This is a genomic window from Sporosarcina sp. Y1011, from assembly GCF_057669885.1.
On record NZ_JBYHFP010000009.1, the window covers coordinates 40,501 to 60,730 of the forward strand.

19 protein-coding genes and 1 riboswitch are annotated in these 20,230 nt (G+C 41.5%); of the genes, 11 read left to right on the forward strand and 8 right to left on the reverse strand.

The window, feature by feature from the left end:
* Positions 1–2: 2 nt before the first annotated feature.
* From AC25Y5_RS11820 to AC25Y5_RS11835, 4 genes are all read right to left on the reverse strand, one after another.
* Positions 3–200 carry a hypothetical protein gene (locus AC25Y5_RS11820; protein ID WP_488140472.1) on the reverse strand — a complete coding sequence of 66 codons (198 nt, stop codon included), beginning with the start codon at positions 198–200 and terminating at the stop codon, positions 3–5.
* A gap of 142 nt (positions 201–342) precedes the next feature.
* Positions 343–660 carry a hypothetical protein gene (locus AC25Y5_RS11825; protein WP_488140473.1) on the reverse strand — a complete coding sequence of 106 codons (318 nt, stop codon included), beginning with the start codon at positions 658–660 and terminating at the stop codon, positions 343–345.
* Between the two features lie 399 nt (positions 661–1,059).
* On the reverse strand, positions 1,060–1,701 hold the full coding sequence (locus tag AC25Y5_RS11830; RefSeq protein WP_488140474.1) for a response regulator: 642 nt from the start codon (positions 1,699–1,701) through the stop codon (positions 1,060–1,062).
* A complete protein-coding gene (locus AC25Y5_RS11835; RefSeq protein ID WP_488140475.1) occupies positions 1,701–2,438 on the reverse strand; it encodes a sensor histidine kinase in 738 nt (245 codons plus the stop codon). Before AC25Y5_RS11835 ends, AC25Y5_RS11830 begins: the two co-directional genes overlap by 1 nt.
* Before the next feature lie 50 nt (positions 2,439–2,488).
* Positions 2,489–2,569, reverse strand: a riboswitch (cyclic di-GMP riboswitch).
* Positions 2,570–3,350: 781 nt separating this feature from the next.
* Here AC25Y5_RS11835 and AC25Y5_RS11840 point away from each other — a divergent pair.
* The 5 genes from AC25Y5_RS11840 to AC25Y5_RS11860 all read left to right on the forward strand — a co-directional run bounded on the left by AC25Y5_RS11840 (position 3,351) and on the right by AC25Y5_RS11860 (position 8,586).
* Positions 3,351–3,935 (forward strand): TetR/AcrR family transcriptional regulator, encoded by a 585-nt coding sequence (locus AC25Y5_RS11840; protein WP_488140476.1) that lies wholly within the window; start codon positions 3,351–3,353, stop codon positions 3,933–3,935.
* A 14-nt stretch (positions 3,936–3,949) separates the two neighbouring features.
* Positions 3,950–5,452 (forward strand): class I adenylate-forming enzyme family protein, encoded by a 1,503-nt coding sequence (locus AC25Y5_RS11845; RefSeq protein WP_488140477.1) that lies wholly within the window; start codon positions 3,950–3,952, stop codon positions 5,450–5,452.
* A 149-nt stretch (positions 5,453–5,601) separates the two neighbouring features.
* On the forward strand, positions 5,602–6,783 hold the full coding sequence (locus AC25Y5_RS11850; protein ID WP_488140478.1) for an acetyl-CoA C-acetyltransferase: 1,182 nt from the start codon (positions 5,602–5,604) through the stop codon (positions 6,781–6,783).
* On the forward strand, positions 6,776–7,675 hold the full coding sequence (locus AC25Y5_RS11855; RefSeq protein WP_488140479.1) for an NAD(P)H-dependent flavin oxidoreductase: 900 nt from the start codon (positions 6,776–6,778) through the stop codon (positions 7,673–7,675). The genes AC25Y5_RS11850 and AC25Y5_RS11855 overlap by 8 nt, the downstream gene beginning before the upstream one ends.
* Positions 7,676–7,740: 65 nt before the next feature.
* Positions 7,741–8,586 (forward strand): 3-hydroxybutyryl-CoA dehydrogenase, encoded by an 846-nt coding sequence (locus AC25Y5_RS11860; protein WP_488140480.1) that lies wholly within the window; start codon positions 7,741–7,743, stop codon positions 8,584–8,586.
* 345 nt (positions 8,587–8,931) lie between these two features.
* Here AC25Y5_RS11860 and AC25Y5_RS11865 read toward each other — a convergent pair whose 3' ends face one another.
* Both AC25Y5_RS11865 and AC25Y5_RS11870 read right to left on the reverse strand, forming a co-directional pair.
* Positions 8,932–9,675, reverse strand: coding sequence for an SDR family NAD(P)-dependent oxidoreductase (locus AC25Y5_RS11865; protein ID WP_488140481.1), 744 nt, complete (start codon positions 9,673–9,675; stop codon positions 8,932–8,934).
* Positions 9,676–9,931: 256 nt separating this feature from the next.
* On the reverse strand, positions 9,932–10,174 hold the full coding sequence (locus AC25Y5_RS11870) for a hypothetical protein (RefSeq protein WP_488140482.1): 243 nt from the start codon (positions 10,172–10,174) through the stop codon (positions 9,932–9,934).
* A gap of 124 nt (positions 10,175–10,298) precedes the next feature.
* On the opposite strand from AC25Y5_RS11870, the gene AC25Y5_RS11875 reads away from it, so the two are divergent.
* Entirely contained in the window at positions 10,299–13,118 is a 2,820-nt protein-coding gene (locus AC25Y5_RS11875) for a bifunctional diguanylate cyclase/phosphodiesterase (protein ID WP_488140483.1), read from the forward strand.
* Between the two features lie 133 nt (positions 13,119–13,251).
* Here AC25Y5_RS11875 and AC25Y5_RS11880 read toward each other — a convergent pair whose 3' ends face one another.
* Positions 13,252–13,728, reverse strand: a complete 477-nt coding sequence (locus tag AC25Y5_RS11880) for a VanZ family protein (RefSeq protein WP_488140526.1) — start codon at positions 13,726–13,728, stop codon at positions 13,252–13,254.
* Between the two features lie 451 nt (positions 13,729–14,179).
* On the opposite strand from AC25Y5_RS11880, the gene AC25Y5_RS11885 reads away from it, so the two are divergent.
* The 3 genes from AC25Y5_RS11885 to AC25Y5_RS11895 all read left to right on the forward strand — a co-directional run bounded on the left by AC25Y5_RS11885 (position 14,180) and on the right by AC25Y5_RS11895 (position 16,619).
* Positions 14,180–14,731, forward strand: a complete 552-nt coding sequence (locus tag AC25Y5_RS11885; RefSeq protein ID WP_488140484.1) for an RDD family protein — start codon at positions 14,180–14,182, stop codon at positions 14,729–14,731.
* Between the two features lie 256 nt (positions 14,732–14,987).
* Positions 14,988–15,416: a MarR family winged helix-turn-helix transcriptional regulator gene (locus AC25Y5_RS11890; protein ID WP_488140485.1), complete on the forward strand. Its 429-nt coding sequence runs from the start codon at positions 14,988–14,990 to the stop codon at positions 15,414–15,416.
* 12 nt (positions 15,417–15,428) lie between these two features.
* Positions 15,429–16,619 (forward strand): MFS transporter, encoded by a 1,191-nt coding sequence (locus AC25Y5_RS11895; protein WP_488140486.1) that lies wholly within the window; start codon positions 15,429–15,431, stop codon positions 16,617–16,619.
* A gap of 59 nt (positions 16,620–16,678) precedes the next feature.
* On the opposite strand, the gene AC25Y5_RS11900 is transcribed toward AC25Y5_RS11895, so the two are convergent.
* On the reverse strand, positions 16,679–17,608 hold the full coding sequence (locus AC25Y5_RS11900) for a YsnF/AvaK domain-containing protein (RefSeq protein WP_488140487.1): 930 nt from the start codon (positions 17,606–17,608) through the stop codon (positions 16,679–16,681).
* Positions 17,609–18,177: 569 nt separating this feature from the next.
* On the opposite strand from AC25Y5_RS11900, the gene AC25Y5_RS11905 reads away from it, so the two are divergent.
* A complete protein-coding gene (locus AC25Y5_RS11905) occupies positions 18,178–18,840 on the forward strand; it encodes a GntR family transcriptional regulator (RefSeq protein WP_488140527.1) in 663 nt (220 codons plus the stop codon).
* Between the two features lie 122 nt (positions 18,841–18,962).
* Complete coding sequence (locus AC25Y5_RS11910) at positions 18,963–19,970, forward strand: proline racemase family protein (protein WP_488140488.1); 1,008 nt, start codon at positions 18,963–18,965, stop codon at positions 19,968–19,970.
* Positions 19,971–20,230: the final 260 nt, after the last annotated feature.

Here is a 20,230-nt window from a genome sequence, read left to right on the forward strand (position 1 = left end):
TATTAAAATCGTCCACACGTATTTTCCGTGTAGGCGATTTTTTTGTAGTTGAATTGCGGGGGACGGCGCAGAGGCGACCGCCCGAAAAATGGATTGGACCGCCCAAATCCCGCGGATGACCGCCCGAATCTCGCATACAACCGCCCGAAAATCGCCACCAACCGCTCAATCCCAACGCGCGGAAATGTCCAACCAATCAAAAAGTGTCCAACAAACCCATCGAAGCAGCCAACTAACGCATGAAAGTTTCCAACTAATCCCTAAAAATGTCCAACCACACACGACCGTCCGTATATTGGTTTTAACCGCTCAAACCCCGCGGATGACCGCCCGAATATGATGCTAGACTAGCCCGAATCTCGCATACAACCGCCCGGAAATCGCCACCAACCGCTCAAACCCAACGCGCGGAAATGTCGAACCAATCAAAAAGTGTCCAACAAACCCATCGAAGCAGCCAACTAACGCATGAAAGTTTCCAACTAATTCCCAAAAATGTCCAACCACGCGCGCCCGCTCGAATATTGTTATCAACCGACCAATCTCCACACACAACCGCCCGAATATCGGTATCAACCGCTCAAATCCCACGCGCGACCGCCCGAATATCGTTATCAACCGCCCATTCTCCACACACAACCGCCCGAATATCGGTATCAACCGCTCAAACCCCACGCATGACCGCCCGAATATTGGTTTCAACCGCCCAATCTCCGCGCGACCGCTCGAATATCGTTATCAACCGCCCAATCTCCACACACGACCGCNAATCCCACGCATGACCGCCCGAATATTGGTTTCAACCGCCCAATCTCCGCGCGACCGCTCGAATATCGTTATCAACCGCCCAATCTCCACACACGACCGCCCGAATATCGTTATGGACCGCTCAAATCCGACGCACGACCGCTCGAATATCGTTTTCAACCGCCCAATCCCCGCACACGACCGCCCAAATAACGCCATCAACCGCCCAATCCCCACGCTCGACCGCCCGAATCTCGGTATCAACCGCCCAAATGGAAAATGCGTATGGACAATTTTTAGTCGATGACTCACTCAATTCGCATGATAAGTCACCAACCCCTTCACATTGGCATACAGCGCGGCATTCGTCCTGTCAGCCAACTCCAACTTCGCCAAGACCTGGGATACATGTTTTTTTACAGTGTACTCGGTGATATACAATGCCTGTGAAATTTGCTTATTGGAATGGCCCATGCCGAGTTCAAGCAAGACTTCCTTTTCCTTTGGAGTCAGCTGTTCGATATGTACATCTTCCTCAACAGGTACTTCAGATTTCGTAACAAAGTCAAGCACCCCAGGGTCATAATACTTCCTGCCCTTGTCAATAATTCGCAAAGCATGAAGGAGTTCCTCGGGGAATGCCTCTTTTAGCACATAACCATCGACACCTATTTCTTTGGCTCGTTCAAAATCGAGCGCATCCATTGATGAAGTAAGCACAACGAACTTGCAAGTGATGCCTTGTTGTTTCGCTTCTGCGATCAAATCCAAACCGAATTCTTTCCCTAATCGAAGATCGACAATCGCTAAATCAGGCGTAGCCGTGCGAAAAAGGATAAGCGCCTCTTGGCTATTCGTTGCTTCTCCAACAACTTCCATTGCATCGTCTGAAGAAAGGATCGACGCTAGCCCTTTTCTAACCAGTGGATGATCGTCAACACTAACAATTCGCATTATCCGATGACCTCATTTTTCATATTTAAATTGGGAATTTCAATTTGAATTTCTGTTCCAATGCCTTGTAATCCACCAATCGAAAATGTACCAAAGAAAGAACGAACACTCTCTTTCATATTAGCTAGACCGATTCCTTTTTCTTGCTGACTCTCGTGCGTGTCTACATTAATGCCGATCCCATTATCCTTAATTTCCAACACCGTTTTCTCTTCCAATAAAAACAACCTTAGTTCAATGGTGGTGCACTCACCATGACGAACCGCATTGCCACACGCTTCAGAAATAATCCGATAAAGCGCCTGCTTTAATTCCTCTGAAATAAACGCCCCGTCACCCGTAATTTGGTATTCTATCCGTACATCAACGAGACGTGCGTACTCGTCCAAAAAACTTTTAAGGCGGATAAGAAAGTCGTCCTCAGCTTTCTTGATGGAACTGAGTCGAAAGATTGCCGCTCGAAGTTCTATAATGGTCAAATTCACCGATTGTGATAAAAACTGGTACTCTTCATTCAACTCATCAGATGTCATATTTTGACCATTCGCCTGCAAACTGAGCAGGGAACAAGACAGACCAAACAACCTTTGCGAGACACTATCATGGATTTCATTGGCAATCCGGTTCTGTTCATCACGAATAATTCCATCGACATCTGCCTGTTCTATAGCAATAGAGGGACCAATTGTACTGTACGCTTGTACCTTATTATCTAGGATTTTATTAATACCACTCATTCCTCCCATCATAATAAAAACCCGATTAAATTGAACATAATGTCCAACTCAAATCAGGCCGGTTGCACCAATAACTCCATACATCCAAGGTGCCCACATAGAGGATGTATTTCACAGTTTCCGTTCATTCTATTCTTCAATCCCCACTTCTAGTATTCTCGGGAATGAAAACAACAGTAGGGAATCCACTGCCCATAACTGCCCGAATGACTCAATTACCCATCAGTGGGGGGGGGAATCCCTCGCTGACTTTATATAGTTCAGTATAACCAACTTAGGTTGAATATTACGTCACCTGTTGCGGTTGAGCAGGTTCTAATTTTGTACTATTAACATATATTTTATCGTTTTAAGATTATTCTGTTACTTAATACCTGCCCAAACGCAAATAATGATAAGAGTTTCTTCTATAGAAGTACATTCAAAAGAACATTGAGCTGGTACTAAAGTGTACCAACACTACACAAAAGTAGAACAACAGAGAGACAAGGAGAACTGAAAAGTGCACTTTGGAGTGAGGATTGCCACGAGAAATCGGACCGCCCGAATATGGGTTTGGACCGCTCAATCTCTACGCGCTACCGCCCGGAAATCAGTTTGGACCGCTCAATCTCCACACACGACCGCTCGAATACCGCCATCAACCGCCCAATCCCCACACGCGACCGCTCAAATATCGCCTCCAACCGCCCGTTACACACACATTTGAACTTCAATTTAAAATTCTAACAATGTTCAAAAAGGACTTGCAATCTAATTAGTAGATTGCTAAAATAACTATAAGGTTAGAATTATCAGTTAATTTAACAACGTTTAAATGATAGAATATAAAATAGCAAGAAGGTACCATCCAAAAAGGTACCATCCAAAAAACCATTACCAAAATGAAAACGCTTACGTAGAGGTGGAAAAATGAAGCTCTCTGAGAAAAGAACATTGAAGAAGAAAGAACAGATATTATTGACAGCAATCACTGTTGTAAATCAAAGAGGATATGACAGAGCGACGATGGAGGAAATTGCAGCAGAGCTTTTGATGACGAAAGGTTCTTTGTATTATTACTTTAAAAATAAAAGCGACTTGATGTATCAATGTCATAGTTTCGTACTCTCTCAAGCAACAATTGAACTTGAAAATGAATTAGGTGGAAAAGGGTCGGCGGAAGAAGTCCTTCGAAGAATGATTGCAATGCATATAGATTATGCAATTGAAGAAAAAGAGACATTCAATATGATTTTGGAACCTAGACAAATCTACGACGCGGATCAATTAGAAGAGGTTTTAAAACTTCGTAAAGATTACGCGGAGTTATTCGATCGGATCATCGAAAGGGGTATCAATTCAAAGGAGTTTCACCCAACAGAGACAATCATCGTAAGAATGATGATACTCGGCGCGATGAACTGGATTCAACAGTGGTATAACCCAAGTGGAAGAATCCCGAAAGATGAGTTGAAAATCTACTTTGGAGATTACATTGTTAAATTATTGAAATGAGGGGATGGGAAGAAATGTTCATGCCAGAAGTTTTAGCAAATTATGCTGAAAATCAACCGGGTAAAGTCTTCACTTTTTATAACGGGCGCGAATGGACATATGGCGAATTTTACGAAAAAGTGAAAAGAGTAGCCGCTTACTTTCAATCTAAAGGATATAAAAAGGACGATATTATTGCGCTTTATTCACTGAATTCAGATGTATTTCTTGTATGTTACTTCGGTATTCAATTAGGTGGATTTTCTGTCATGCCCATCAACACGAAATTAGCTGCTCCTGAAGTGGAATATATTTGCAATCAATCAGAAGCAAAAGTACTCATTTATGATATCAGGATTGAACAAATCATTAATGAAATAGAACACGTATTTCAAGAGAAATTAACAATTGACGGGGGAGACCTACTAGGGGGGATTTTAGAAGAGTCCTCCCTTGAATTTTCTCCTGTCCAATTAAATGCAAACGATACAGCCGTTGTGATGTACACTTCGGGCACAACAGGTAAACCAAAAGGTGTCATGTTGACACATCAAAACATTCTTGCAACTGCAGAGATTTGGTCAGAAGCAATGGGTGTATCGGATAGAGATAGAATGCTAGTCTCAACGCCATTATTCCACTGTGCGGCAAGTCATTGTTTTGTTGTTCCGGTAACATATAAAGGTGGTTCAATCATTATCGAAGAAACATTTTCCACTGTCCAAACGCTTAACCTTTTACAAGGGGCAAGCCCGACGATGTTTTTTGGTGTACCGGCAATGTACACAATCATTTTGAACTTACCTCACATTCATGATGTGAAGCTTCCGACACTTCGATTATTTGCATACGGTGCCGCTCCGATGCCTTATGAATTAGTAAAGAAACTGAAAGAAACTTTCCCGAATGTCAAAGTACAAAATCTATATGGTCAAACAGAAAATGCACCAGCCGCTTCGACATTAAAAGATCATCTTGCACTTGAAAAAATAGGTTCGGTAGGCGAGGCACTTCCACAAACTGAAATCAGAGTAGTTGATGAAACCGGAAAGTCGCTTCCTGTTGGTCAAGTGGGGGAAATTGTCGTTAAAGGACCACAAGTCATGAAAGGTTATTTGAAAAATGAGGCAGCAACCCGACAAGCAATTAAAGATGGCTGGCTTTACACGGGCGACTTAGGAAGATTTGATGAAGATGGACTCCTATATATCGTTGATCGGAAAAAAGATATGATCAATCGCGGTGGAGAAAATGTCTATCCAGTTGAAGTGGAAGAAGTATTGTATCAAATTCAAGAGTTGATGGAAGCGGCAGTAGTCGGTGTGCCGCACGAAGTTTATGGCGAAGTACCAAAAGCATTTGCAGTGATGAAAGAGGGGAAATCGATTACTGAAAAGCAGGTTATTGACTACTGTGCAACACAACTCGCGAAGTACAAAGTGCCAATCGAAGTGGAGTTTTTGGATGAACTGCCGAGAAATGCATCCGGAAAAGTGTTGAAGCACACACTTTGGCCGAAAGTTGAGACCAAGGCGTAAGTCAGGTCCTATATGAAGTGCGGGATTGGATAACGATATAGGTATTACATGAAAGCAACTATAAATAAAGGAAATCTTGAGCTAGTCGATTCATTGGGAGAAATAAAACTCACAGGAAATTGTGAGTTATGGGGAGAGGAAGATGAGATATGAGTAATGTATACATCGTCGATGGAGCACGAACGGCATTTACAGAGTTTGGAGGGTCTTTTGCGAAGGTAGGTGCGACGGAGCTCGGTACAGCAACCGCAGTTGAAGCATTGAGGCGCTCGAATGTGCAACCTGAACAAGTCGATCATGTCATCTATGGCAATGTGATTCATACAGGAAAAGGGGCCGCATATATTGCGCGCCACATTGGATTAAAAGCGGGCGTTCCTGAAGAAGTTCCTGCACTGACGTTAAACCGACTATGCGGTTCAGGTATGCAATCCGTAGTAACAGCGGCACAACATATTTTATTGGGCGAAGCAGAGATTGTTTTAGCAGGTGGAGCGGAAAATATGTCGCAATCTCCATACGCCAATTTTGAACAACGTTTTAGTGGTTCAAAGCTTGGGAATTTGCAATTTGAAGATATGTTACAAGCGACATTGACAGATCAACACACAGGAAGCGGTATGGGCATGACGGCAGAAAAACTGTCTGAACAGTATTCGATATCCAGGGAAGAACAAGATGCATTTGCCGTCGAGTCCCATCAACGTGCAGCGAAAGCAGTTGAGGACGGCTTGTTTGCTGAGGAAATTATTGCCGTTGAAGTGAAAACACGCAGAAATACAGTGTTGGTCGACAAAGATGAGCATATTAGACCGGATGTGGATGGTGCCGGAATGGCCAAGCTCCGACCTGCATTTAAAAAAGAGGGAACGGTAACAGCCGGAAATGCCTCTGGGATTAATGACGGCGCGGCTTCCGTTGTTGTCGCCAGTGAAAAAGCTGTACAAGCGAATGGATTAAAGCCAATCGCACGTATTGTTTCATGGGGAGTCGTTGGAGTGGATCCAACAATTATGGGGATAGGTCCAGTTCCCGCCATCAAACAAGCGTTAAAACGGGCGAATCTGACCATTGAAGATATGGATATTGTGGAAGTGAATGAAGCATTTTCAGCACAATACCTAGCCGTCGAAAAAGAGTTGGGACTCGATCGTTCGAAAACAAATGTCAATGGCGGCGCGATTGCACTGGGACATCCAGTAGGCGTAAGTGGCACAAGGATTTTATTGTCAGCTGCTTATGAATTAAAACGGCGTAACGCGAAATATGCTGTGGCGAGCCTGTGCATAGGCGGCGGACAAGGCATTGCAGTGGTGCTTGAAAATGCTTAAAATCCCTGTGATTATTGCCCCTATGTTTTTAGTTTCTACACCAAAAATGGTGATTGAGGCAGGAAAGGCAGGCGTCATTGGCTCATTCCCTCTATTAAATGCACGTCCAATAGAGAAGTGTGCGGAATGGCTGCAAGAAGTGAAGGAAGGGTTAAATGATATTCCTTGGGCAGTGAACTTTATTTGCCATAAAAAAACAAATACACGCTATGAGGATGATTTGGAATTAATTCGGAAATACGAACCTCCCATTGTCATTACTTCGCTCGGGCATCCAGGGGAAGTGAAAGAAGTCGTTCATGGCTATGGGGGTCTCGTTTATTCAGACGTGGCACATGTGAAACACGCGAAAAAAGCGGCGCAATCAGGAGTAGATGGCTTAGTTTTAGTGTGCGCTGGTGCAGGGGGCCATGGTGGAACATTAAATCCATTTGCATTTATTGCAGCGGTAAAAAGTTTTTATAACGGGACAATTATATTATCCGGAACAATCTCAACAGGCGCAGACATTGCGGCTGCACAGTTAATGGGGGCAGATTATGCCTACATGGGTACGCGTTTCTTAGCGGCAGAAGAAAGCAGCGCACAAGAGGAATTCAAACAAATGGTCATCGATTCAACAATTGAGGACATCATTTACTCAGATTCATTTAGCGGCGTCCATGCAAATTATCTAATTCCGAGCATCAAAAAAGAAGGAATCGACCTAGCGACACTAAAACCAAAAGATGAAGTAGATTTAACCCATTTGGTTAACGTCAAAGCCTGGCGCGATATTTGGTCCGCGGGTCAAGGCGTAACAACCGTTACGAAACGTGAAACAACAAAAGAAATTGTGGATTTGCTAATTAAGGAGTATGAGGACGGGGTCGCCCTGCTTAGCAGAGCCTGAATTTCTTAAATGAAAGCAACAGGATGACCAAGACATTTTAAAAGAGTAACAAAAGGAGTGACAGTATGATAAGGAAAATTGCTGTAGTTGGCGCAGGTACAATGGGCAATGGGATTGCTCAGGTAGCAGCGGAAGCAGGTCACGAAGTAATTTTGTTGGATAAAAACCCAGAAGGTCTTGACCGTGGAATTAAGCGAATCGAACAAACGTTAAAGCGCAATGTAGAAAAAGGGAAACTAGAACAATCAGCAGCCGATCAAATTAGAAACAGCATTCAGCCGACTACTTCAATAGATGACCTTAAAGATGTAGACTTTGTCATAGAGGCAATTATTGAACAGATTGAGCCTAAAAAAGAACTGTTTAAAGAACTGGATCAAATATGTAAGCCTTCGACCATTTTTGCTTCGAATACGTCTGGGCTAAGCATTACTGAAATGGCGAGTGCAGTTAACCGAAGTAAGCAGGTTATCGGCATGCATTTCTTCAATCCCGTCCCTGTTTTGGAATTGGTTGAAATCATCAGAGGCGAACAAACGAGTGATGAAACCTTTCAAACCGCTCATGAACTAGCTGAAGAGTTCCATAAAGTTGCCATTTCAGTAAAAGAAGCACCATTGTTCGCTGTAAATCGCATTTTAACACCGATGATCAACGAAGCGATTTTTGTCTTGTCAGAAGGAATCGCTTCAGCGGAAGACATTGATAAAGGGTTGATGCTTGGAGCGGGTCATCCAATCGGTCCACTTGCGCTAGCTGATTTAATTGGTCTGGATACGTTGCTTTTTGTCGTAGAAACGCTTTACAACGAAACCAACGATTCCAAATACCGCCCAGCTCCTTTACTCAGAAAATATGTACGCGCCGGACGTCTCGGAAGGAAAACAGGGGAAGGCTTTTTTAAATACTGAGTGTTTCATCTGATGGAGATTGGCTATTTGGATAAATAGCTAATCTTCATTTTGTTTTTATTCAATCGGGTGAATTTGTTAGATTAAACATCTGGACTTCATGCAGTTGGAGAATGTCCACCGAACCAGAATAGGGGTAAACTGATGATGAAATAGAGACTGCTATTCTTCCCTTAAATTTACTATATTTATGCTCTGATAAAACAAAAAGCACACCACTAAAATATCTGAGTGATGTGCTTTTGTTAATAATATATGCAGCATTATAAACAAGACATGATTTTAATTAACCTCATGGACAATCACTTGTCCTTAATGTTACAGAGTATCTTCTTTTTTCATTCATTATTGCGCAGTATATCCGCCGTCGACGAAGACTGTTGTACCTGTAACAAAATCGTTTTCAGCCAAGAAGATGACTGCATGCGCAATTTCTTCAGGGTTTCCAAGTCTTCCAACTGGGTGCTTGGCAACAAGTCCGTCATAGAATTCACCTAAAGCTTCTTTGTTTACAAGTCCTGACTCGATGAATCCTGGCGCAATAGCGTTTACTCTGATATTACGCTTTGCGTATTCAAGAGCTCCTGCTTTCGTCATTTGGTTGACGGCACCTTTTGAAGCGGCATAAGCGAAAGCACCCTCTTGTCCAACAGAGCCTAAAATAGACGCAGTATTGATAATAGAACCGCCGCCTGTTTTCAAGAATTCACGAATCGCATATTTCATCCCGAAAAACACACCATCTTGGTTTACTTTTATGATTTTTTGATATGCTTCATACGTAAGTTCATGCGTATCTGTCATCCCGCCAATTCCAGCATTGTTAACGATTACATCTATTTTTCCAAAATGTTTAACCGTTTCAGAGACAAGATTAGCCACAGATTCTTCATTCCCAGCATCCACTTTAACGAATAGAACATCTAAGCCTTCTGCTTTTAATTCTACTTCTTTCGCTTTACCAAGTTCTACATTAAAATCAGCAATAACTGCTTTTGCACCTTTTTTAGCAAAAGCTTTAACCGTTGCCAATCCAATTCCGCTTGCTCCACCTGTTACAACTGCTACTTTATTTTTCAAATCGGTCATGTAAAACATTCCTTTAGAATAATAAATTGAATTCGATATAAAATTAAGAATATATCTTGTATTCAAGATAATAGGTTTTAATCAAAATGTCAAAAGAAAACCATCAAGTTCAAGTTGTTGATACTCCCGCATGCGTCGCTCAAGCTCAACGCACGACCGCCCAATCTCTACGCGCGGAAGTATCCAACCAATCAAAAAGTGTCCAACAAACCCCATCGAAGTGTCCAACTTACGCGTAGAAATTTCCAATTAATCCCTAAAGTTTTTTCAACCAACCGTTACCGCCCGTATATTGCCTCCAACCGCCCAATCCTGCGCACGACCGCCCGTATATTGCCTCCAACCGCCCAATCCCACGCACAATCGCCCGAACATCGCCTCCAACCGCCCAATCCCCACCCGCGACCGCCCGAATATCGCCGCCAACCGCCCAATCCCCACGCCCAACCGCCCGAACACCGCCCCCAACCGTCCAACCCCACTCACCAAAACCCCCCAAAACCGACAAAACCCCCAAAAAATATCCAACAAACCCCCGCCCATGGTACTATAAAGTAAACACCAAACACCAAACACCAAACACCATCCGACAACGTGCATCAAGGGAGAAGGGGGTAACCAAAATGGAAGAACAAACAAGATACTCCAGACTCGCTCATTTAACCAAGTTAATCAATACGAAACTCGAACTGCGAGACGTACTCGAAGTAGTAGTGACCGCCATTTCTGAAGAAATCGTTCAATGCGATTCAGTCGGCATCTTTTTGCCGCAGGAAGACGGAACATTCAGGGGGTTTGTTGGGAAACCGGCAATCATTAATGGATTGGCGCTCAATAATCAAATTATCGAAACGGAATACGATTTATTGGCGAAAGAAGTCATTGAGACACAACAAACGATTTATATAGCCGACGCCTCTAAGGACAACCGTCCCGATCCGCGAGCAGTAGAAGCCTTTCACATTAAATCATTACTCGCGCTGCCGATCTCTTATGAAACGGAACTGTTTGGGCTTGTTTTTCTTTTCGATTATGGAACCCCTATGAATTTAACAGAGTTGGAGATTCAGTCGGTTGAGGCGTATGTCAACATGGCGGCTGTCGCGATTCAAAACGCGGCGAACTTAAAACACAAGGAAAACTTGATTGCCGAAAAGCAATTGCTGCTGGATGTGACGCGTGAGCTATCCATGTGTTCAACGATGGAAGAGGGGATTGAGAAATGCTTTTTCTACGTTGGAAAAGTGCTGAATACCAACAATATTGCGGTACACTTACTCGATCTTTCCGCAGAACTGGTTAGTAAGCCGACGCACTTAAGCAAGAATAGCGATTGGACGGTAGAACAGTGGACAGAGGCCCGCAGCCAAACAAAATTCGAGGCTAAAACGGACACTGCACTACAGGAAGTCCTTCGAACGAAAAAAGCGCTTCTCATTCCGGACGTTTTTGCGGATGAACGACCAAACCACGAAATTTGCCGTAACTTTGGCATTAAAGGACTGTTTCTCCTCCCATTGGTATCCATGGGCAAGGGGTTAGGCATCATTGCCGTCCTCGAATTAAATGACACAGGTCACGTTTATTCAGAAGCCGACCAACAACTGGCACAGTCAATCGTTGACGCAATGGCTTCCACGCTGTCGAATCTATTGTATATGGAAAAGCAGGATGCCATTATCGAAGAGCGAACGTCGGAAATAACGAAAAAAAACAAAGAACTAGAAGACGTAGTGGCAGAGCTGTGCCACCTTAGCCGCGAAAAAGAGCTGATTCTGAACTCAGCGGGGGAAGGCATATTCGGTTTAGACCTGGAGAGGAAGATTACATTTTGTAACCCGGCAGGTGAATCGATGCTCGGTTATGAATCAAAAGGCGAACTGATCGGCAAACCGTACAAAACGATTTTCAATAAAATCAAACCAGCAGACGAGGATTTAATAGCAGCTTATATAGAAGCAAAAGAAGAGCAGTACAGCTCAGAAGGTCACTTCATCAGAAAAAACAAGACCAGCCTAGCCGTTGAATACGTCATTTCCACCATTCGCGAGCGCGACGAAATCCTCGGGTACGTCGTGACGTTCAAAGACATTTCACAAAGGAAGCGCATGGAAGAAGAAATAAAATACCATGCCTATTATGACAGCTTAACAAATTTGCCGAATCGGGTTCTGTTAAAAGATAGACTGGAAACTGGCCTGACTTATTCCAAAAACCACAGAGGCAAATTGGCCTTACTGTTTATGGATTTAGATCGCTTCAAAGCCGTCAATGACACACTTGGACATAGTTGTGGGGATTTGCTGCTCGTTTCCGTGGCAAAACGACTAACTAGCTGTCTACCGAAAGGTGCCACAGCGTCGCGGCAAGGCGGTGACGAATTCATCATTCTTCTACCAATGATTAAAAGTGAAAATGATGTATTACAAGTCATTAACTGCATCAATGAATCATTCCTCAAGCCTTTCAAACTAATGAAGAATGAAGTCTACATTAACATCAGCATTGGCGTCAGCCTATTCCCTGAAAATGGCGATACAGTCGGGCAGTTGATAAAAAATGCGGATATTGCAATGTACCAGTCTAAAAAAATGGCAGGGAACAGCCACCACTTCTACGAAGAAGGTATGAATACGGTCACTTTTGACAGCCTAATCATCGAAAACGCGCTCTATAAAGCCATTGATAACGAGGAGCTCGAGATCGTCTATCAACCGCAAATCAACTATAAAACGAAAATCGTCAGCGGCGTGGAAGCGTTAATCCGATGGAACCATCCCACTGAAGGGGTGATACAACCTGAAAAATTCATCCCGATTGCAGAAGAAACGGGCTTAATCGTCCCTATTGGCGAATGGGTGCTTGAAAATGCCTGCCGACAAATGAAACAATGGCAGCAACAAGGCTATCCGCATCTCAGCGTCGCCGTCAATTTGTCAGTCCGCCAGTTCGAACAAAATAACTTATTTATGACCGTAAAAACGATTTTGGATAAAGTCGGGCTATCCCCAGAATTTTTACACCTAGAACTCACGGAAAATCAAATCATTAAAAACACAGCGTTAACGCTACAAACGATGGAACAGTTAAAAGAAATCGGCATCAAAATCGTCATCGACGACTTCGGCACAGGCTATTCATCACTAGGCTATTTAAAAGATTTCCCCATTAACTTATTAAAAATCGACAAATCCTTCATTTCAGAATTAAGAAGCGGAGACGACAGTAATGCAATCATAAACACCATCATTGCGCTAGCGCACAACCTAAACCTCGACGTCATCGCAGAAGGCGTCGAAACCACAGAACAAGCCGAGTTCCTAGCTTCAAAAAACTGTCACCTAATGCAAGGCTTCTACTTCGACGCACCAATGAAAGCAGAAGAATTCGAACAAAAACACTTCGGAAATCCTGAAGGAACTCTATGGAAACAGAATATATGACAAGGATTGTGAATGGTGAAAGCGTCAGTTATGGCTAGCACAATGTTTAGTAGAGGATTGCAATGCTAAGATAGCAGTACATCAAATAGCTTCTAATCAAGAAAAAAGAAGAAAACGCACGAGACATTTCGTCTCAGCGTTTTCTTCTTTTTTTAGGTCGTTTCATAAACAAAATTAGCCGTAAAATGATGAGAAACGTAGCCGCGCCCGCCATATCGAGAAGTACGTCTTGAACCGCTGGCGTCCGTCCACCCGTCAAGGACTGGTGGTACTCATCGCCAATTGCGACAAACAGTGTCAGCCAAGCAGCCGTCATGAAACGAAACAGATGCTTCGGCAAAACGAGATAAATTGCAGTAGCGATGAAGCCGAAAATGAAGAAATGCGCACTCTTTCGAAGCAGAAACTCTACAAATGCGTAATAGCCACGCTCATCAACTGAAATCGTCTCACCCCAATACGGGATGCGCAAATTCGATAGCAATGATGCAAACGGCTCGCCCGGCAGCCACTTCTCCAAAGTTGGGATTAGCGATTGCTGCTCATACGTTTGCCCCGATGAAAAGAACAAAACACCTAATAGAATTATCAAAACAAGTAATTTTCTCATAGACAAATTATACCATACTACTTGCGAGAATACATATACGTTAATAGGCTAAACATCAAAAATGAATACCGTCTGTGCAAGAAGGTTTTATTAAAACCCAAAAGAAATCTCCAAACCGTTACTGCAATCGGGGATACTGATTTAGGCTACAAAAGCTCCGGACGAGTCTATAACTCCAATGCGCTTTTAGCAGAACAAGTAGTACGGAAGGTCTTTGATTGATCCACAGAAGGAATCGCACGTAATTAAATGGCAATGAGCAAGCCATAGAAGTGGGGGTAGCGCCCGAAATTGTATCTTCGGGCGCTTTGAATGGTGTTAGAGGGGAATCTATTGTTTCATTATAAAAAGAAAGAGCGCTTTTTCCCTGATCTTTATAAGCGAATGATGGACAAATAACGTTAACTAGTTCACCACACTTTTTGGTAATCTAATTGGAGAGGGATTTTTTTTGGGAGATTATAAAATGAAAGTAGAGGAGATGATTACGATGGATTATGCTTCATTTAAAACCCGTATTTACGCTTTCTTGTTGGATTATCTCGTTATTGTTAGTTACGGTGTTTTTATTGTAGGTACGATTTCTCTCGTATTTCGGTCATCTATTACTCCCTTATATTCAAGTTCCCCAGTAACAGCTCAACTGACAGGATTTTTTATGATCACGTTACCCGTTTCGCTCTATTTTATTTTATGTGAATCCTCTAGATGGCAGGGGACATGGGGGAAGCGGAAAATGGGCATCCGTGTTGTTGACGGCGTCGGTCAGCGTATTGGAATCGGTCGCTCCGCTTTACGAACGGCTATCAAGTTTCTTCCTTGGGAGGTTGCTCACTTTGGTATATGGCGATTAATGCTCCCAACTGTTTTTTCTGAGATTACCATTTTTGTGATTTTAAATGCAGTCAATCTTGCAATCGTAATCTATCTAATCATTCCTCTTACGAATAAAAAAAGGAAAAATGTTTATGATTGGGTTGTAGGTACGAGGGTGGTTCGCTGATTTTCTGACGCATAAGTACTATATTGATGCTTCCCATGGGGAGTCTCCTTTCTATATGATAAAAACTGGTTTAATCGTCAGTTATTATTTTACAGGCGGAGCTCCTTTTTGCATTTTCAAACATCATTATTTGTAAGTGTTTTTACAGCTATGCAACGCTAGTGGGTACCAATTTTTATGTACAATGTAATTTGTTTCTGATAAGCTAAAGTAGTTACCTAGGGTAATTGTTATCTACGCTAACTATTTAAGAGGAGTGTTACTCATAAATACATATCGAACGTTTTTTCAACAATTCATGTTATTGTACCGGCGCTTTGAGCATCACCTTAACGTTCAACTAAGTAAGTATGGTCTTTACAGAGCGCAATGGTCTACTTTGTTCTACATATACAATAATGGCTCAGGAACACTCGTTGAGATTTCCAATTATCAAAGCGTAGAAAAACCTACCGTTACAAGGACCATACAACGTTTGGAGGAGATGGGTTATATTAGCCATGCTCCAAGCAAAGACAAACGAGAAAAAAGGATGCAGCTAACAGAGCTTGGGGAAAAAGTGTATATAGATATCCGTGCTACCATTGATCAATTCGAACAAGTTATTTTAAAAGGAATCTCAGAAGAAGAACAACTTGAGACAATCAGAATTATGGAAGAAATACAGAATAATTTGAGAGAATAAGGGGATAGCGTTTTGAATCAATCTAAACAAAAACTGTGGACAAAGGATTTTTTGATTGTGTCCTCTGCCAATTTCTTATTAATGCTAATCTTTTATTTATTAATGGTGACGATCGCCGTATATGCAGTCACGGAGTTAGGTGCTTCTACAAGTGATGCCGGACTCATTACAGGTGTTTTTATTGTTGGGACTTTATTTGGAAGGCTCTATATCGGACGTGTCATTGATATAATCGGACGCAAGAAAACCTTGATAATCGGGTTAGTCCTGTTCACTTTGACAACAGCATTGTATTTCATAAATCTAGGCGTTCCTTTCCTGTTGTTTAACCGGTTAATCCACGGGATGTCACTTGGGATGGCGAGTACGGCAGCCGGCACCATTGTGGCACAGATTATCCCAGCAAGACGAAGGGGAGAAGGGATTGGCTACTTCAGCATGAGTGCGACACTGGCTACCGCGATTGGACCCTTTATAGGGCTTTATATGAGCCGGGTTACGAGCTTCCAAATGATCTTTACTTTCTGTCTTATTTTAGGAGTCATTTCTTTAATTGTTGCATTCTTCGTACATGTACCGAAACTTGAAGTAACTAAAGTGAAAGAATCCAAAAAATTCAAGTTCTCGAATTTCATTGAACCCAAAGCGTTACCTATCGCATTCATCACATTGATGGTTTCTTTTTGCTACTCTAGCATCCTTTCGTTCATCAATTTCTATGCCATCGAAATTGATTTAGTAGAAACTGCAAGCTTTTTCTTCGTTGTCTATGCAGTCGTGATTCTATTATCCCGTCCATTCACGGGCCGCTTAATGGATAATAAAGGTGCCAATTTCGTGATGTATCCCGCTTTCATCCTCTTTGCAGCTGGAATGTTATTACTAAGTTCAGTTGGTACGGGGGCTACATTACTTATAGCAGGTGGCCTGATTGGCCTTGGGTTCGGTAATATGCAATCAAGCACCCAAGCCATCGCTGTTAAATTAACGTCACCACATCGATTAGGTCTTGCCACATCGACATTCTTCATTGCCCTTGATGCTGGCCTTGGTTTTGGACCATTCTTATTGGGCTTCGTCATACCAGTTACGGGTTACAGAATGTTATTTGTCATTTTAGCCTTTGTCATTTTGGGGACTGCCGTATTGTACTATTTCTTGCATGGTAAAAAAGAAAGTGCAGAAAGAAGAACTCTCACATAGGAACCAAATTTGATTACGCAAAAAAAGGAGCTTGCCTAAGCAAACTCCTTTTCAAAAGATTAAAGTCGATTACGCTTATTCAAAGGATCATTCAAAGGATCGGTCAAAGGATTGTCATTTAAATCACTTCGCTCAAATCGCTTCGCTTCCAATGGATCAATGACCGTTTCGTCATGTGCATCCAGCAGATTATCCGTCCGGTCGATATCCGCTTCTTCACGACGCACGCTTTCACTGACCGTTTCCGTGTCATGGACTTCGCGCTTGCCAACGATGATTTCTTCGCTGACGATAGGACGTTTTGTCACTTCAACTCGTTCTTCCATGACGGGAATATGAATGTTTTCGCCATCATCAAAGACTTCGCCGGCAGCAGTCTCGTCGGTTACAGCGCGCCGCTCAATATACACTTCTTCCCGCGTCACGGGCACTTCAACTGTTTGTATATCTTCTACAACATGCTTAGTGACGTTCACTTCGCCCGCCTGATAGCGTTCTTTGTCGACATTGAGCTTCTCTTCATGCAGTTGCAGACTTTCTTCTCGTTCTGCATCCATTGCTCTATTTGTATGTTCATAATCATCAACGACAAGATTTGAGCCGATGTTCGGATCTGTATACCCGGCTTGGTATTCCGTCTCAGGATTTCCATAGAGATTTCCGTATTCACGGTCTACGTAAAGCAAGATTCCGCCAGCTTTGACTTCATTGAAATAGCGGTTGGATTCATCTTCGCTGAACCCCATGTTAGTAAATGCGCCTTTGACGGGTTCATCTCCGCTGAGGAAAGCCATGAATTTGTCCATCCAATTGCCTTCCGGTGTGCGAAGGTCGACATCTGTTTGCCCACGGACAATCGATAATCGATCCGCATCATTTGTCACAATATAAATATCATTATCCGAATACCCCTGTGTTTTTAAATCGCCAATCTTATTCAAAACCTCGGTTTCATTTTGGAATGTACCTACAAACTTTTTGTCAGCCATATCAATTTTCCTCCTAAGATTTTTATTATTTTAATAGTGTTGGTGCTAGTAAGTGAAATACCCTGCTATCAAATAATAAAACATCTACGTAGATTCAGATAAAAAATGACAGGTGCCTATTAATGAACAGATTGGTTTCAACAAAAGCTGCGAAGTGTCTAACGAACTCGGCCAAATGTCCAACTAAATCCAGAAAGTGTTCAACAAAAGTGATAGATATCTGGGAATCAGGCTGGCAATCTAGTGTTTTTATCCAGACGTGAGAATCGTTCTTTTTTGTTCGAAGCACTATACTCTTTGAATAATAAAATCTCTAGTTATATTTTCATAATTAGAGAGCTGAAAATTTGAATAGCAAAACTCTTTTGGGTAGCGACAATGGAGCAGGCGCGCAATATTATTAATGTTTAAAAATTCTCATAAGTAAAAGACACAATAAAATAATATATAGAAATAATGAACACTAAATATTCGGAATAGTGAAAGTTTTTATTGACCTGGGATACAGTATGTCATATGATTTACATGAAAGGAGAGGGAATTAAATCGAGAAAATTGATAGAACCCTTATTAGAGAGAGTGTCTTTACGCAGCTGAGGAAGAAAATTCTTTCTCAAGAATTTAAACCGGGAGATAAGTTAAACGAAAAGGATTTGGCAAATCAATTAGGAATAAGTCGAACCCCAGTAAGAGAAGCTTTACATAAATTAGAGCTTGAGGGTCTAGTAGAGATATTTCCAAGACGGTTTTGTTTAGTGAAAGGTGTGACATTTGAATGTATCCATGAAATTCATTTAATACGTTCTCATCTGGAGCCGATTGCAGCATATTATGCTGTTGATAATTTAACGGATTCTGATTTGGTAGAGTTATCACAGATTTTAGCGAAATCATCGTCTTTTGCATTAAATAATGAAATAGATAACTTAGTAAAAACGAATAATGAGTTCCATAAGAAGATTAATGAAGCTTCCAATCTTCCTAGAATTGTTACGATTATAGAAAATATGAATGACTATATAGAGTTTTTTAGATATTCATTCATGTTAAGACCTGAACTTGTTAATAGATCTCTAGAGGAACATGAAAATATATTAAAGGCATTACAAAATAGGGATAAAGAAGAAGTGAAGAAATTACTCACTAAACATTTGGAGGGTATTACTGAGTATGAAGAAGTGATATTGGATGACATGAAAGAAAGAAAAAATTTGTCGATAAAAGATAACTGAAAGGAGTAGTATGTCGCCCTTATAGTTGATATCAATAGCCGTTAATCATTCCATTCGTAATGTCAAACTACAAAACTAATAGTCTGAAAATTATGTAATATATTAGAAAAGGGGTATTTTATATGAACTTTACAAATCTAGTACAAACAATTGACACTCACACATTTGGAGAGCCAACAAGAATAGTTAATGGTGGATTAATGAAGTTAAAAGGGAAAACAGTAGCAGAACAACGTGATTATATGGCTGAAAACATGGATTGGTTTCGAAAATCTCTAATACAAGAACCACGGGGACATCGAGATATGTTTGGTGCAATACTCTTACCGCCGGTTACTGAAGGTGTAGACTTCGGAGTAATTTACATGGACAATACAAATTATTTAAATATGTGTGGCCATGCAACTATCGGTGTAGCAACAGCAATTATAGAAACCGGATTAATACAAACTACAGGATCTGAAACTGAACTAGTTTTGGAAACACCAGCTGGCCTAGTTTACCCAAGGGTTAAAACTGATAATAATCGGGTGGTTTCAGTTACATTTAAAAACGTTCCGGGGTTCCTTGAGAAACAAGATGTTGTAATTAATGCTGGGGATTTGGGAGAAATAAATTTAGATATTAGCTTCGGTGGTAACTATTTTGCTTGGGTTGATATTGATCAATTAGGTGAAAAGCTGCATATCTCAAATTCGTCTAAAATAAAGGAAATGGCAAAAGTCATAAAAACGGAAGTTAATAAAGTCATAAAAGTGCAACATCCTACAAAACCTTATATTAACTACATTGATATCGTCACCTTCTATGGGAAGCCTACAATTCCTGGTGCGACCTATAAAAACGTCCATATTTTTAGTGATAACCAAGCAGATCGATCTCCTGGTGGCACAGGTACAACTGCAATGGTTTCAAGATTGATTGGTCGTGGAGAGCTTGAGATAGATGAAGAAATTGTAATTGAGGGATTTGTAGGAGGTACATTTACTGGAAAAGGAGTAGAGGTAGTTAAGATTGGTGAAAAAGAAGCTTATGTAACAGAAGTTACTGGTTCAGCGTTCATTTCTGGATTTAACAATATTCTTATTGATCCTAATGATCCGTTTAAGCATGGGTTTATGGTTGATTAAGTAAAATTAGAATTATAATCATAATCATAAAATGTAATCGCTTACATCTAGTGAGTTTTTATTTGTGAAATTAGACAAGTGGAATTTACTATCTACTGTGTACTAGATAGCATGAATCATTTTCACTTAAAAAGTTGGAATTGATGAACTTACCAATTTGCATGAATTATTTCGAATTGAAATAATTCATGCCTTTGTCATAATAAATTCGGGAAAGTCTCGGTTTTCAAAAGATTATGGGATTTGAAGACTAATAAATA